Source organism: Dolichospermum lemmermannii CS-548 (genome assembly GCF_028330815.1).
GTDB lineage: Bacteria > Cyanobacteriota > Cyanobacteriia > Cyanobacteriales > Nostocaceae > Dolichospermum > Dolichospermum lemmermannii.
The window spans coordinates 15866-30599 of record NZ_JAQMTJ010000309.1 but is presented as its reverse complement, the minus strand read 5'-3'; the positions used below and the strand labels follow the sequence as shown (position 1 = coordinate 30599).

The 14734-nt window shown below is 37.7% G+C and carries 12 protein-coding genes, 1 tRNA gene and 1 pseudogene; 9 read left to right on the top strand and 5 right to left on the bottom strand.

Annotated elements, in window-relative coordinates:
- Window positions 1-224 precede the first annotated feature (224 nt).
- The 3 genes from PN450_RS22050 to PN450_RS22040 form a co-directional block, all read right to left on the bottom strand.
- Window positions 225-298: transfer RNA gene (locus tag PN450_RS22050), tRNA-Pro, on the bottom strand.
- Window positions 299-599: 301 nt separating this feature from the next.
- Window positions 600-1826, bottom strand: a complete 1227-nt coding sequence (gene ispG, locus PN450_RS22045; RefSeq protein WP_015078918.1) for a (E)-4-hydroxy-3-methylbut-2-enyl-diphosphate synthase — start codon at window positions 1824-1826, stop codon at window positions 600-602.
- A 107-nt stretch (window positions 1827-1933) separates the two neighbouring features.
- Window positions 1934-2143: a hypothetical protein gene (locus tag PN450_RS22040; RefSeq protein ID WP_271837567.1), complete on the bottom strand. Its 210-nt coding sequence runs from the start codon at window positions 2141-2143 to the stop codon at window positions 1934-1936.
- A 75-nt stretch (window positions 2144-2218) separates the two neighbouring features.
- Here PN450_RS22040 and PN450_RS22035 point away from each other — a divergent pair, with 75 nt between their 5' ends.
- The 7 genes from PN450_RS22035 to PN450_RS22005 all read left to right on the top strand — a co-directional run bounded on the left by PN450_RS22035 (window position 2219) and on the right by PN450_RS22005 (window position 8065).
- Window positions 2219-2494, top strand: coding sequence for a ribbon-helix-helix domain-containing protein (locus PN450_RS22035; protein ID WP_015078917.1), 276 nt, complete (start codon window positions 2219-2221; stop codon window positions 2492-2494).
- A complete protein-coding gene (locus PN450_RS22030; RefSeq protein WP_015078916.1) occupies window positions 2491-2838 on the top strand; it encodes a type II toxin-antitoxin system PemK/MazF family toxin in 348 nt (115 codons plus the stop codon). Before PN450_RS22035 ends, PN450_RS22030 begins: the two co-directional genes overlap by 4 nt.
- 258 nt (window positions 2839-3096) lie before the next feature.
- Window positions 3097-3702, top strand: coding sequence for a hypothetical protein (locus tag PN450_RS22025; protein WP_271837566.1), 606 nt, complete (start codon window positions 3097-3099; stop codon window positions 3700-3702).
- Window positions 3703-3866: 164 nt separating this feature from the next.
- On the top strand, window positions 3867-4631 hold the full coding sequence (locus PN450_RS22020) for a cobalt-precorrin-6A reductase (protein WP_271837565.1): 765 nt from the start codon (window positions 3867-3869) through the stop codon (window positions 4629-4631).
- A 51-nt stretch (window positions 4632-4682) separates the two neighbouring features.
- The gene (locus PN450_RS22015; protein ID WP_271837564.1) at window positions 4683-5768 is read left to right on the top strand and encodes an alfin; all 1086 of its coding nucleotides are present in this window, start codon (window positions 4683-4685) and stop codon (window positions 5766-5768) included.
- Between the two features lie 130 nt (window positions 5769-5898).
- Window positions 5899-6744 (top strand): DNA adenine methylase, encoded by an 846-nt coding sequence (locus PN450_RS22010; RefSeq protein ID WP_027402257.1) that lies wholly within the window; start codon window positions 5899-5901, stop codon window positions 6742-6744.
- On the top strand, window positions 6737-8065 hold the full coding sequence (locus tag PN450_RS22005; protein WP_271837563.1) for a type II restriction enzyme: 1329 nt from the start codon (window positions 6737-6739) through the stop codon (window positions 8063-8065). The genes PN450_RS22010 and PN450_RS22005 overlap by 8 nt, the downstream gene beginning before the upstream one ends.
- Window positions 8066-8575: 510 nt before the next feature.
- On the opposite strand, the pseudogene PN450_RS22000 reads toward PN450_RS22005, so the two are convergent.
- Window positions 8576-11137 (bottom strand): annotated as a pseudogene (locus PN450_RS22000) (tetratricopeptide repeat protein); the annotation flags it as partial.
- Window positions 11138-11467: 330 nt separating this feature from the next.
- Window positions 11468-12124 (bottom strand): hypothetical protein, encoded by a 657-nt coding sequence (locus PN450_RS21995; RefSeq protein WP_271837561.1) that lies wholly within the window; start codon window positions 12122-12124, stop codon window positions 11468-11470.
- A 221-nt stretch (window positions 12125-12345) separates the two neighbouring features.
- Between PN450_RS21995 and PN450_RS21990 the strand changes: the two genes are divergently transcribed.
- Window positions 12346-14325: a DNA polymerase III subunit gamma/tau gene (locus PN450_RS21990; RefSeq protein WP_271837560.1), complete on the top strand. Its 1980-nt coding sequence runs from the start codon at window positions 12346-12348 to the stop codon at window positions 14323-14325.
- 160 nt (window positions 14326-14485) lie between these two features.
- On the top strand, window positions 14486-14716 hold the full coding sequence (locus tag PN450_RS21985) for a DUF6737 family protein (protein ID WP_271837559.1): 231 nt from the start codon (window positions 14486-14488) through the stop codon (window positions 14714-14716).
- Window positions 14717-14734 lie beyond the last annotated feature (18 nt).

The following is a 14734-nucleotide window of genomic DNA, read 5'->3' as shown; positions in this document are numbered from 1 at the left end:
TCGTTGATAGACAATCAAGAGCCATTAGAATTATGTTCTAAGGCAATGTGGGATACCACCTTCACTAACTCAGTTGGTGATGTTATACTAGATATTCACGATATCTCAGATGTCGGGGAATGTCTCGGTTAAAAGTATCAGAGACATACAACCATCAAAAGCAGTATTCCGCACAAACATTTACTTGAAGGAGAAGAATGTGCCATCATTAAAGTTTGCATAAATCGGAACGTAGGGATTTGAACCCTAGACCTCCACTACCCCAAAGTGGCGCGCTACCAAGCTGCGCTACGTCCCGTAAATGTGAACTTGAGATTTTAGACTTTTCGAGTGCGGATGATTCCAAAATTGTCCATCTAAAATTTATTAAGTCACTCTTGTTAATATATCACAAGACTAAAGAAAATAGCAAGGGGTTTTTTGAAAAAATTTTAGAATCCCTGATCTCAAGATTGCTGGCGTTCCGTTGAGGTTAGATCTTCATCTGCGATAAACCTTCCGTCTCCTGCAAAATTACTAATTTTCTATCTTTGGGTTATTCGCGGTCAGATAAAAAATTAAGTAATTCACCGGAGAGACAGAAGTAAAAATTTTATTAATTAAGGATCTACCCAACGTCCGTCGGCTTTAATCAGATTAATCAATTCCTCTACACCTTGGGCTTCTGGAACTTTTTTAATTTCATCCCGACCACGATATAAAGAAATATAACCAGGGTTTTTACCAACATATCCATAGTCAGCATCGGCCATTTCGCCAGGTCCATTCACAATACAACCCATCACAGCAATATCCAGACCTGTTAAATGTTTAGTAGCTTCCCGGACTACGTGCAGCACTTCCTCTAGGTTAAATAAAGTCCGTCCGCAAGAAGGACAAGCCACATATTCAACCATTGTTTTCCGCAAACCCAAAGCTTGCAGAATGCTGTAACAAACCGGAATTTCCTTTTCTGGTGCTTCTGTCAAAGAGACGCGGATTGTGTCACCAATACCGTCAGCCAATAATGTGGCAATACCCGCAGTAGATTTAATTCTGCCATATTCCCCGTCACCTGCTTCTGTCACGCCCAGGTGAAGAGGATAATCCATGCCTAAATCATCCATGCGTTTAGCCATAAGCCGATATGCAGCCACCATGACAGGAACTCGTGAGGCTTTCATGGAAATTACGACATTATGAAAATCCAAAGATTCACAAATGCGAATAAATTCTAAGGCAGATTCCACCATCCCTTCCGGGGTGTCACCATAGGTAAATAGCATTCTTTCCGCCAAAGAACCATGATTTACGCCAATTCGCATAGCTTTACCTTGATCACGCAAGGAAATTACCAGCGGTGCTAAGGTTTCGCGGATTTTTTCGCCAATTTCGTCAAATTCAGTTTTTGTATATTCGGTGCGGCTGGTATTTGCTTTCTCAAATATATACAAACCTGGATTAATTCGCACTTTTTCGATATGTTTGGCAACTTCCAAGGCGATTTTCATGCCATTGTGATGTACGTCGGCTACAATTGGCACATCACGGTAAGTTTGAATTAATTTTTGTTTAATTTCCGCCAGTGCTTTAGCGTGTCCAATACTAGGAACAGTGACGCGGACAATTTCGCAGCCTATTTCATGGAGACGACGAATGCCAGCGACAGAACCATCAATATCCAGAGTATCTTCATTAATCATTGACTGTACCACCACTGGATATCCTCCTCCAACGGTGACATCTCCCACTTGTACAGCGCGGGTTTTGCGGCGTTTGATGGTGGTATCAAAGGTTGGTTGACTAGATGTAGTGTTGGTAATTTCCAAAGTCGGCAGAGTTTGCATAATCTAAATAGGTAGATTTTCTGTAGCTAAAATATCAGATTGCCAGCGGTTATACTTCTCAGATTGCCACAATTTGGGGTATTTTAGGTGCTAAATTGAAAAGTAAATCAAAAAATAACCAAGAGTTTTACAACTAACAACTGTACGGGCGAAGCATTTGGAGAACTATTTTTGGCAATGACCGATAATTTATCTTCCAAATGCTTCGCCCCTACTGACAACTGTACGGGCGAAGCATTTGGAGAATTATTTTTGGCAATGACCGATAATTTATCTTCCAAATGCTTCGCCCCTACTAACCAATGACTAATGACCAACTTAAATTTACTAAATTGATGCGTAAAACGATATGATATAAGACATCACTTCAGTCATCAAATAATGAACGCTCTATGAAAACAGAAACCGTTCGCACGACATTAACCATTCCCAGAGAACTGCTAGAAGCTACAGATAAAGCAGTTATGGAAGGGAAAGCTAAAAGTCGGAATGATTTTGTCGCTCAGGCTTTACGAAGGGAACTAGCCTTACAAAAGCGATCCGAAATTGATGCCGCATTGGCAGAAATGGCTAATGATCCAGATTATCAAGCAGAGGTCTTAAAACTAGAGGTAGAATTTGCTACCGCGCAGTGGGAGGCGTTGCAGTTAGGGGAATCGCCAAGATGAGAAGGGGTGAGGTTTATGATGCGCGTCTAGAAATGACTGAAGGCTCGGAGCAGGGAGGAACTCGTCCAGTGATTATTGTTAGTCGCGATGTAATTAATCTATCCAGCCCAGTCGTTTTAGCAGTACCCTGTACCACCTATCAAGACGGAAAGCGAGTTTACCCTACTCAAGTTTTAATTTTATCACCAGATGGCGGACTCAAGAAAGACTCAATCGCCATGGCAGATCAGGTACGGGTGTTATCTAAAACCCGCTTTTTGCGTTTAAGAGGAATACTTTCTGAAGTTGTCATGGCACATTTGGAGCAAGCGTTATTAATTGCCTTAGATTTGCCAGGATATTAACTAGTACACAAGGGCGTAAATAAACCAACGGCTCAACTGAGCTACGTCAAACGTCCATTCTAAATCGCCCAAAAGCCTATACCGTCTTAGGCTTGACTTTTGACTTTCGCCTTGCGGTACTAGCTTTTAAGGGAGGGAATGAGGAACAGGAAACCAGGGTAGATAAGTAGGTCGTTTTGTCAGTTCTATCTCATTTCCTGAATTAACGTGACTTGGTATGAGGAAAACGTGGAAAACTTCAAAATTTATTATTGAAATATGTCTAAATCAATAAAAATATCAAATCATTTAACACAACAGTCTCAAGAGAAAGAGAAAGAGAAACAACTAATTAATGAACTTAGGTTATTAGTAAAAACTTTGATTTATCAGGAAGAAATTACAATTAAATCCATCATGGATTGTCTCTATGATGTTGGTTCAACTAATTTAGTAAATCAAAAATTTAAGTTTGGAACTCTCAATAAAACTCTAAAATTTATGACTAAAATATCTAAACCTGCATTTAAAATACTGGCTTGGCAATGGTTTAAGAAAAATTGCCCTGATTTGATTACTGGATGGCTGCAAGGTAAAGTTACATTTATAAGAGTAGAAGAAAAGAGATTAGAGGTGATGACAGAAAATGAAAATCTCAATTTAGTTTCTATTTCTCAGCTTCCAGAGGAAAATCAAATTAATCAGATAAAACTTCTGCATTTACAAGTGAAATTGTTAACAGGTATTTTAGTTATTACAGTAACTTTATTTAGTGGAAGTTTGATTTGGCTAGGTAATTCATTGCACCAATCCCATTTACAAACTTTAGAAAAACTCCAAAATCAAGTTAAAACTTTAGAATCTAGTACAGTACAGCGTAAGTAAGATAACCATTAAAAGTCCCTAAAAAGCTTATACAATCTGCTTTTTAATTTTTAATTGTTAATTTTTAATTCCGCCCTGCGGTACTAGTCAATGAACACAGAGAAACTGGTTAGTATTAGTTAAACTTAAACTGCTGGCTTTAATCCCATTTGTCTTAAATTGATATGTTGCGGGTTTTAATTATCGGTGGAATTGGTGATGCGGTAGAATTAGCTGCTAAGGTAGCAAATATTCCTGGTATTGAGGCTATCTCCTCTCTAGCCGGTCGTACCCGTGAACCTGCTACTCCTGTGGGTAATGTGCGAATAGGCGGTTTTGGTGGTGTAGCCGGATTGGTGACTTATCTGCGAGAAATGCAAATTGATATATTAATTGATGCTACTCATCCTTTTGCTAATCAAATTTCTGAGAATGCAGCCGCAGCGACTCAGGAAGTAGGTATTCCTCGATTAATGGTAATTCGTCCAGCTTGGGAAAAACTCAAGGATGATTATTGGTTAGAAGTAGAAAATAATTTGGCTGCTGCTGCTGTTTTAGCAAATCAAGCTAAACGAGTATTTTTAACAATTGGTAGACAAGAAATTGCGACTTTTGCACATTTACAGGAAATTTGGTTTTTAATGAGGATGATTGATCCACCAAATGCTGATGTTGTCGTTCCACCTGGATTAATTTTATGCGATCGCGGTCCCTTTAGTTTAGAAAACGAACAAGAAATTCTCCTCAAATACAATATAGATACCATTGTCAGCAAAAATAGCGGTGGTAGTGCCACATATCCCAAAATTATCGCCGCTAGGAAACTAGGGATAAAGGTGGTGATGGTAAATCGTCCACCTGTACCCCCAGGAGAACAAGTTGCAGATGTGAAAAGTGCTGTGCAATGGTTATTGAACAAGTTGGATATTTTGTTACAGGATGGTCAATAATCCTATAATATTATTATTGATGTTCTAAAATTTCATAATACATAACAGATCATGGTTTCAAAACAGTTACAAAATATCATTTTTAACAAATATGTGGATTCTCATAGATGTATTCTAGAGCAGATTCGTTCACAAAAATTCTGGAATAATTGCAATACCGATGAAATGGGAGAAATTTTATTTTTTAGTAATCCGACAGAGTTCATTTCTGGGTTTAACTGGGGAAATATTGAACTTAATAAGTTTAGAGAAAGTTGGTCATTATTATCTCATGAAATACTTTACTTAATTCCTCTTCCACCAGCTTTCAGAGTAAATCAATTGCAGGAACATGGATATCCAGAACCTTTATATGGATATCAGCCTATTCCCATAGAAAGATCCGAGTGGACTTTAAACTTTTCTAGAATAATTGATTCTTGGTTAATGGCTGCTATTATTTATGATGCTAATCTCCTTTCAAAACAAGATAGGCTAAATCTCATTGCAAATATAAATGCTCATCCTACATTATTTGACGTTTGCCAATCATTACAATTTTCTGAAGATGACTCTAAAATTCAATGGAATAAATTACCAGAAGCTATTTCTAATGAGGAATCAGAATTTTATAATCATAGAGAAAGTTTACTAAGTTTAAATTTATCAATTGATATATTGCAAATACCTGATGTTTATATCCGATGGCAGAAAATGCTAGTAAAAGCTTTACGATCTTGGGATATATGGAATATATGTAACACTTACGAACGAGGAAATTATTTATTTTTTAATATGCCTTTATACTCAAATAATACTAAGTGGCAATTAATTGATGTGAGTGATAATGAAACTGAATTTCATATTTTAGGTGTTTTACCTGGATTGATTCAACTCCCTTACCCTCCATCACATAAATCAACAGATTCTTCTGTGATTAATTATCAACCTACTGTTGAAGAAAGATATGATTGGACACTTGAATTTGCTAGACGACTTGATGCTTGGTTAGCTGCTATTATTTTATATGCTGTTAGCTTATATCAACAAGAAGATAAACTTCAAGTTTTTAATATGATAAATTCGATAGACTCCATATCTGATGTATGTATTGATTGGGAATTTGATCAAGATGAATGTCAATTAAACTGGGAATAATCCAATAATTCTCAAAAATCCAGATTTTCCCAAAAAATATAGTATAATCTGGATTCTAGACGAAAATATCAATTATATAGTACAATAGTATCAATAAACTATTGTCACTTAATAATTTACAGGTCATAAAATGGTATCAGTTAATCCGTTAGTCAAACCCTTTGTAAAGTGGGCAGGAGGAAAAAGACAGCTTGTGCCGACAATTCTAGCCAATCACCTGCCTAAAAATTATAATCTTCAAACCTACTACGAGCCTTTTATTGGTGGTGGTGCGCTTTTGTTTAGTTTGCAACCTAAAAAAGCTGTTATTAATGACAGTAATGCTGAATTGATAAATTGTTACAAAATAATTAAAAATTCTTTAGATGAACTAATTGAGGATTTAAAAAATCACAAAAATAATGAATATTATTATTATGATATTAGAGACTGGGATCGAGAAAAGAATTTTAAGTCTAAAACAGAAGTTCAACGAGCATCCAGAATTATCTTCTTAAATAAAACTTGTTATAATGGGTTATTTAGAGTTAATTCTCAAGGTCAATTTAATGTACCTTTTGGCAAATATAAAAATCCAAATATTTTAGATATAGCTGTTTTAAAAGCAGTTAATAAATATTTAAATGAAAATCAAGTTAGAATATTAAACTCTGATTTTCAAGAAGCTGTTAAAGATGCAAAACGAGGAGATTTTATATATCTCGATCCTCCTTATGATCCAGTTTCCGAAACTGCTTCTTTTACTGGCTACGATGTTAACGGTTTCAATAAACAGGAACAGAGAAGATTAAAAGAGGTATTTGATGATCTAAATAGTAGGGGTTGTCATATTTTATTAAGCAATGCTTGTACAGAATTTATCGAAGACCTATATAAAGATTATCTGCACACAAAAATCTCAGCTATAAGAGCGATAAATTGTAATGGTAAGAAAAGAGGTAAAGTGGATGAAATTTTAGTAAAAAACTATGAGTAATAAAAATATTAAAAAACCAAAAACCAAAAATGATATTGCTTGGGAAGCGCTATTTGAAAAATACTCTATTCTAGAAAAAATACATGAAATAGGCTATTTTGAGATAGAGTCAAATAGCATTAATGAATTCCGAGAAAGTAGGTTAATGGCTAAGTTTGACCATTATGATACTTTGCCTACAATTTTTGAGCAAAATAAGCTATCTATATTACCTATTTCCAGAAAAAAATATATAATAGGCAGATTTGATACTTATTTAAATGTTGATTATGACGCTTGTTTAGAACCTACTCCTGTTGAGTTTCCTTCCAGTATAGAAAGTATAGATTATTGTAATCTCTTTTCAGAAAGTGCAGCTTTAAGTTGTGCTTTCAATATAGATATTATAGATAATTTAATCAATAGTGATGGAGAAGTTTTTAAACAAACTGTTTATGGTCGCATGTCTACAGGTAAGTTTAAATTCTTTATAAAAGATACAGTAGATAATAAACAGTATCAAATTGAAGTTGATAATTCTCAGTGTGAAATAGATGCAGGGTTTGAGAGTGAAAATTATTTTGTATTAGTGGAAGCTAAATTATATGATGTGGATAATTTTTTAATTAGGCAGCTTTATTATCCATATCAACTATGGTCTAATAAAATTAGAACAAAAGAGGTAATTCCAGTTTTAATGACTTACTCTAATTCTAGTAATATATTGAGCTTCTTTATATATAAATTTGAGAATTTATTAGATTACAATTCTATAAAGTTGGTAGAACAAAAAAATTATGTTATAGCACCCGAAATAATAACTCATGATGATGTATCTGAAATATTTAAATCTATTACGATAGCTCCTGAACCAACAAATATTACACTTCCACAAGCAAATACATTTGCAAGAATTATAGATTTACTCACAATTTTATTAAATAAAGAGCTTACAAAGGAAGAGATTACAGCAAATTATCAATTTGATCAACGACAGACTACTTATTATACTGATGCTGCTAGATATCTTGGATTTGTTGATAAATATCAAGACATAAATACCAAAGAAATCAACTTTAAATTAACTGATGAAACTACAGAATACTTAAAAAAAAGGCATAAAATAAAAATACTATATTTTATAAGAAAAATTTTACAATATGAGGTTTTTTATAAAACTTTTCAATCTACCCTTTCAAATGGTGAAATACCGGATAAAAATGAAATTATTAAAATAATTTTATCCTGTAATTCAAATTTAAGTAATACAACTGCTGATAGACGTTCTAGCACAGTTAGACGATGGATAGAATGGATATTAAGTATGATTTCCGATGAGTAAAGATATAGAGGTGTATGGGAATAGTCTAGCCCTCTTAAAGTTTAAACATATAAGAGGGAGAATTAAAAGACATTACCAATGATGATCATTATCATTAATTGGGGATTTTATTTTTTGAAAGTCCCTTGACAGTCAACTGTTAACAATCATCTTTTAATAACTGAGAAAATCCTGAGGAATAGCCAAGGTTTCGCTGATAATTTCTGATGCTAATTTATCAGATTTGAGTAAGGGATAAGCCGGAAGACCATGATGTTGATGCCCATTGGAGAATGATTGAGATTGTAAATAAATTCCCATAGCTAAACTAGGCAAATAGGTAATATTGTAATTTGCCACATTTACAGAAGATACTGAAGCAAAAGACAGATTAAATAAACTGTGCAAAGGTAATTTATACAAGTCCCGATGGGGAACTAAAATTATTGTATCTATCCCTGCCAATTCTTGAGTAATTGTGGAAATATTCAAGATATTTTGCAACTGCAATAGTTTTGATAGTGTTGATGATTCTTGCCAATCTGCTAACCAATGTTCAAATTCAATTAAGCGTTTTATTGCTTCGGGAATTCCTTCTGTCTCTTGGATGGGTGTAAACAGTAAAATCGGAGCTGGGGCTTGATCTTTGATAATGAATGTGTGCAAAGCGGCTGGGCTAAGATGCCAATAAATTATGGCTGTGGTGGGATTCAGTAATTGTTGAATAGAGCGATAATCTCCTGACTCAAGTTGATAATTCAAATCAGGCATTAACAACTGTAAACAGTTATTTCTCCCCTGTTCAGCCATTTCCCAAGCTTCTACTAAATCTCCTGTATTTACAGCTAAATCAACTGCTAGTTGTCCCAAACCTGCAAATTTTAGTACCAGTTGTTTTTTATTTTCATCAGTCCGATTCGGCTGAGTGAGTAATTGTTGTAATAATTCAATTCCCCATTTTTGTAATTCCTGTGCCGCTACTGTTTCCCCCAAACAGACAAGCACTTTCATCAGAGATTGCAAAATATCCAAATGCAATTCTGGAAAATCTTCTGGTGTCAGCGTAGATAGTGCCAGTTGATATTCGGACATGGCATGATGCCAATAATCACGAGGTGTGGTGGCTTTTTTCGCTTGCTCGTAGTAAGTATTACCAATAGCTATACGTAATCTTCCCCAACCTTCTGGGTGAGTATCCGGGCGAAGATGTTTCAAACCTGTCTGATAACTTGCTAATTTACCTTCATAGCCGCCTAAGTTAAGGGCAGGATTGGATGCAGAAATGCTACTAACTACAATTAGTGATGATTGGTGGGGGGTGAGATGACCAGCCGCCGCACCCCTTCCTAGCCAAGCTTCCCAGTAGTCTAGTTTAATTTCTAAAGCCCTGTCATAGCCGGATATAGCTTGGGCAGAACGGTCTAGGTAAAATAGGGCTACGGCTTGGTTATACCAGGCTGGGTGGAAATCGGGTTTGATGGCGATCGCTTGTTGATAGGATGAGATTGCATCTTCCCGACGACCTAAGTGTTCAAAGGACACACCCCGGTTATACCAAGCTAGATAAAATTCTGGCTGAATGGCCAGGGCTTGATCCCATGATTCAATTGCTTCTAACCATTGTTTTAAATTAAATAGCACCACACCCCGATCAATCCACACTTCATGATAGTTGGGTTGGAGATTGAGGGCTTGATCATAACTAGCAATTGCTTCTGCATATTGCTCAACCACAGCCAAAGCTATCCCCCGGTAGTACCAAGCTTCAGAATCTTGGGGTTCTAAATTCAGGGCTTGATCATAACTATCAATAGCTTCCCCAATTAAACCTAACTTGAGTAATGCTAAACCTCTGCTAGACCAAGCCGCTTGGTAATCTGGTTTAATAGCGATCGCTTGATCAAAGGAAGCAATGGCCGCATCAAAGTCTCCCAACTCGCCCAGAATACTGCCTCGGCTATACCAAACCTGATAAAAATCCGGTTTGAGAGCCAGTGTTTGGTCATAAGCAGCGATCGCTTCGGAAAACCGTTGCAAGTAAAATAATACTAAACCCTGATTAAACCAATACTCATAAATATGAGGTTGGATTTGACTTGCCCGTTCATATAAAGCCAAAGCCTTCAACAAATCTCCAGCTTTAGCCTGCCGTAAACCCTGATAAAATAAACTTTCCGCCGGATTAGTAACAACTATCTGTGATGTTGATTGCTGGACAATTTGCCGATCACGAATTGCCAATTCCGACGCTAAATGCTGGACAAGATTGCTACTTTGCTCCAACCGCACCACCAACTCATCTAAAGTGGATGCTAACTGCGGTTCTATATTCATCAAAGACTCGTTCCAGCTTTTCTCCCTGGGAGATTCTGGATCGGCAATTATTTCCGCAGCATTCTGGGAAAATTCCTGAATTCTATACTCATAACTGTGATAGTCATTTTCTGTCTTAGCTGCATTCTCAACAATATTCTCAGCTAAAGACCCATTACTTAACCCTACAGACTGACCAGTGAAGAGATCCTCAACCATTTGGGATACTGATGGATTAGTCACACTTTCCACATTCTGATCTTGCCAGATTTGTTCCCCAAATTGGCGGAGCAATTCCTGACCAGGAGTATCTAACTCCTCTGCTGTGGGGATGGAACTTTCCAACTCCTGTGACTCTTGCTTGCGCTCATACTCCTGATTGAGGTTGCGCCGCAATAGCTGCATCCCAATATCATAGGCCAGGTTGCTAACCTCACCAATACCTAACTCACCCAGTTTCACCATGCGCTTGGCTAAAGGAAGATTCGGTGCGGGAGAAGCTAATAATTTGTCCCCAAATATCAACAGCCAATTTATCCACCGATCGACTGTAATTCTCGGTTCCATCCGCTGCAAATACTTCAACGCCCACTGTTGTCCGCGCGCTTGATGCACACCTTCTAGTAGTTCATTAAATAACAACTCTAGATCCGCATTCGTGAGTTTTGGTGGTTGATCTGCCACCAGATTGCCTTGACTATCCTGGGAATCGGTGATTCCCAGACTGTCAAAGGGGGACTGTAAAAATTTGTTAAGCCACTGCAAGAGCCACCTGAACATCTGCCAATTTATGGGATTTTCTTTCTTCTAGATTGTAGCTATCCTTGTGTCAAAAAAAATTATTAATTACGGAATGGACTAGAAAACCAAATAGACCCACGTAAAAATATTGATAGCTACACCGCACAAATCAAACTTATTGACATACTCACCGACCTGAAGGTGCGGGGAAACACTTGACACTTCGCCAGAACCCGCCACAAGTGGTCTTATCGTCCCTCCATGTCCGTTTAAAGTCTCCCAATGCCCTATGGCGACTATGACCAAATTTTAACATAAAGCCGTCCTGGAAGGACCGGGCTTGTGTCCCGTCTTTTCGGTCACTGGGATTTATCCTTGTGATTCAGAAGACTCGTTCGCTTCATTATACTGACTAACTAATACCTGAATAATTTCTTCTGGATTATTTGTTTCCACTCCTAGTTGTTGGGAGATTTGCTCGCATAGGGCTTCATCCTGCTGCAACATCATCAACAATTCATCTAGGCTGACAGTTTTATATTCCCCTTCTGGTAAATTTTCTTCCGTGTTGGCAGGTATTAAAAGATTATTTTCTACTGCATCGGGACCTTCGTATTCCCAAACTGGTTCTCCTGGATTGACTGTTAAGACTTTCATGCCTATATCGTAGGACAGATTGCTTATTTCCCCAACCCCTAACTCACCAAGTTGAACTAATCTGGCTGCTAATTCATTATGGGGTTTAGAAGATGCTAATAATCTGTCACCAAAACGATTTAACCATTCTAGCCACTGTTGGGTGCTAACACGATGTTCAAGATTATGTAACCATTTTTGCGCCCAAGTTTGTCCCTTGATCTGATGAACTCCTTCTAGTAGTTCTGTAAAGAGAAATTCTAAATCTGTGTCAGTGAGGGGTGGAATTACTGCTTTGGGGACTTGTTCCCGACTGGGGGTAAGATTTTGTTTACCACCAAACAAGTGCCGAAAAAATTTTTTGAGCCATTGAATTAGCCGCTTAAACATTTGATGCACCATTGATGTTGCTTATTAAAATTTTAACGGTGTGAGTGACTAGTAGTTCGTCAAATTTATTTTGACTGTATATTAGTTTTGACTTTTGACTTTTGATTTTTGACTTCCGCCCTGCGGTACTAGCGGCTATGTCTGAGGCAAAATTGCCATGAGTTGTTAGAATGGTAAAACCCTAAAATTTACCTGGGATATACGGATTTAAACCTGTCTCCATGTCTTACGAACCACTGCACCATAAGTATCGGCCAAAGAGTTTCGCTGAACTGGTGGGTCAAGAGGCGATCGCTACTACCCTAACTAATGCCATTCTCTCAGCGAAAATCGCCCCTGCCTATTTGTTCACTGGCCCTAGAGGTACAGGAAAAACTTCCAGTGCGAGAATTCTCGCTAAATCTCTCAATTGTCTCCAAGGCAACCAGCCAACCCCCCAACCCTGCGGTGTTTGTGAAATCTGTCAGGGTATTACTAAAGGCTATTCTACTGATGTGATTGAAATTGACGCTGCCAGTAATACGGGTGTTGATAATATCCGTGAACTGATTGAAAGGGCGCAGTTTGCCCCGATGCAGTGCCGTTATAAAGTTTATGTGATTGATGAATGTCATATGCTAAGTACCGCAGCGTTCAACGCGTTACTTAAAACCTTAGAAGAACCACCTAAGCACGTTGTTTTTGTCCTCGCTACAACAGACGCACAAAGGGTATTACCAACAATTATTTCTCGTTGTCAAAGGTTTGATTTTCGACGGATTCAGTTAGAGGCAATGGTAAAACATTTAACGTATATTGCCGCTAAGGAAAGTATTCATATTTCTCATGATTCTCTGACTCTGGTGGGACAAATTGCCCAAGGAGGATTAAGAGATGCAGAAAGTTTACTTGATCAATTAGCTTTAATTGCTGGGGAAGTGACACCGGATAAGGTTTGGGATTTGGTAGGTTCAGTCAGCGAAAAAGACCTATTTGGACTATTAGAAGCGATCGCTCAAGATCAAGCCGAAATAGTCCTAGACTCTACCCGGAAAATCCTAGATCGAGGTCGAGAACCCCTGATCATTCTCCAAAATCTCGCCGCTTTTTATCGAGATTTCCTCATAGCTAAAACCGCTCCCAATCGTCAAGATTTAGTTGCTTGTACTGAATCAACCTGGACATCATTAGTTGACTTTGCCCAAAAATTTGATATTAGTACCATCTTACGAGGACAACAACACCTGAGAACAGCAGAATTACAACTAAAAAACACCACTCAACCCCGTTTATGGTTAGAAGTAACATTACTGGGATTATTACCCAGCGCCAATATTCAAATTCAAACTGCAAATATTTCTCAGCAAGTTAATACAACTGCTGTCACTCCAGCTTATCCTCCCGCTGCTGCACCACCAGGATATCCGCCCACAAATCACCACTCATCTGTTAATTTTGCACCAGTACCCACGTCAGAACCTGTATATGCACCACCACCTACTAACCATCAACCAGAACCAATACAGCCAGTAGGAGAAGGTTCACAATACAATTTAACTCAACTTTGGCAACAAGTCCGTGGACATATTCAGCAGCTACCCACACAAGCATTATTGGGTCAAATGTGCCATTTAATGGAATTTAATGGTGTAGTTGCTCGTGTAGGTGTAAAAGCGGTTTGGTATGACAAAGTGAAATCTTATCTACCGATCATCACTACGGCCTTTAGACAAACCTTCCAGCAGGAAATTCAAGTTACCTTAGAAAAAGCTACCACTGCCAACGCCACATCAACTAAGCGAAATCCACCCCCACAAAATTCCACTCCCCTTCAACAACCACCCCAACCTACATCTTATCAACAACCACCCCAACCTACATCTAATTACCAACCACCCCAACCTACATCTTATCAACAACCACCAGCCCCGCAACCCACACCACAGCAACCCTCAGCCGTACCACAGCCAGTAGCTACAGTATCCGCACCACCACCCGTACCAGTCCGAATTGAGCCTGTTGTTACCAATACAGCACCAATGCAACCATCGCCATCAAGTTGGGATCATGATGGTGTGGTTAAAGCTGCGGAAAGTCTAGCAAAGTTCTTTTCTGGAGAAATCATCCGCATGACAGATGATAGTTTTCAATTATCTGATTCTGTTACTTCCACTGAAACGCCTGAAATATATGAATCTTATGTTGATGATGAATATAGTTGAGAAATTCAGAACTGTCGAGATTCTCCCCTTGTTTAAATATTTGACAGTTGCTAATAACGTCTGTAAGGATCAGAAGCAATTTTCATATTTGCATTTTCCCTGTTTCTTGATTAAGTGCAAGATATGAGGTAAGGTATAGGTTTACTGATTAAATCAAAAAATGTCTGAACAACAAACCATTAGTCCTTGGCAATCTAAACCTTGGTGGTGTCAACCTTGGTCAATTATCCTAACCAGTTTAACATTAATCAGCGGTAGTTGGTTAATCTTCAAAATTATTTGGTTAACAATTTTAGTTGCTATTCCATTATTGATTTGGATGGGATTTTTTCTGTTAATTTGGCCGCAGATGATGATTCGCGGTGGAGTTTTGCACAAAATCACAGAATAGTTAATTTAAATCTTTTTG

Coding starts and splice junctions, on each gene's coding strand:
- ispG (WP_015078918.1), bottom strand. CDS start 1,826: ATGCAAACTCTGCCGACTTTGGAAATTACCAACACTACATCTAGTCAA.
- PN450_RS22035 (WP_015078917.1), top strand. CDS start 2,219: ATGAAAACAGAAACCGTTCGCACGACATTAACCATTCCCAGAGAACTG.
- PN450_RS22030 (WP_015078916.1), top strand. CDS start 2,491: ATGAGAAGGGGTGAGGTTTATGATGCGCGTCTAGAAATGACTGAAGGC.
- PN450_RS22025 (WP_271837566.1), top strand. CDS start 3,097: ATGTCTAAATCAATAAAAATATCAAATCATTTAACACAACAGTCTCAA.
- PN450_RS22020 (WP_271837565.1), top strand. CDS start 3,867: ATGTTGCGGGTTTTAATTATCGGTGGAATTGGTGATGCGGTAGAATTA.
- PN450_RS22015 (WP_271837564.1), top strand. CDS start 4,683: ATGGTTTCAAAACAGTTACAAAATATCATTTTTAACAAATATGTGGAT.
- PN450_RS22010 (WP_027402257.1), top strand. CDS start 5,899: ATGGTATCAGTTAATCCGTTAGTCAAACCCTTTGTAAAGTGGGCAGGA.
- PN450_RS22005 (WP_271837563.1), top strand. CDS start 6,737: ATGAGTAATAAAAATATTAAAAAACCAAAAACCAAAAATGATATTGCT.
- PN450_RS21995 (WP_271837561.1), bottom strand. CDS start 12,124: ATGTTTAAGCGGCTAATTCAATGGCTCAAAAAATTTTTTCGGCACTTG.
- PN450_RS21990 (WP_271837560.1), top strand. CDS start 12,346: ATGTCTTACGAACCACTGCACCATAAGTATCGGCCAAAGAGTTTCGCT.
- PN450_RS21985 (WP_271837559.1), top strand. CDS start 14,486: ATGTCTGAACAACAAACCATTAGTCCTTGGCAATCTAAACCTTGGTGG.